This is a genomic window from Rhodococcus sp. ARC_M6, assembly GCF_022810305.1.
GTDB lineage: Bacteria > Actinomycetota > Actinomycetes > Mycobacteriales > Mycobacteriaceae > Rhodococcus_F.
Genome location: NZ_JALGQH010000120.1, coordinates 1 through 255, shown reverse-complemented (window position 1 = coordinate 255; position 255 = coordinate 1). Strand labels below are relative to the sequence as shown.

1 pseudogene is annotated in these 255 nt (G+C 64.7%); it reads right to left on the bottom strand.

The annotated features are described in order from the left end of the window. Positions 1 to 255: pseudogene (locus MTX36_RS29645) on the bottom strand (HNH endonuclease); the annotation flags it as partial.

The window sequence follows — 255 nt, the reverse complement described above, 5'->3', positions numbered from 1 at the left end:
ACCCGGGCAGCCTTGTTCTCGAGTTTGGTCCGCCGCCGCGGCCCACCCTCCGGTGGGATCGGTTCAGTTGATCCCGCCAGCAATCCCGCCGCCCGAGTCCGGTAACAATGCCCCGTCGGAGAAACCAGGCTGACCGTCCGATCCGAGTTCGGGGTATGCACCCACCGGCCGGAATGCTTGAGCCGATGATGATTACGGCAATACGCCGACAGATTCGACGCGGTCGTCTTCCCACCGCGAGCAGGGTCAGCGTGA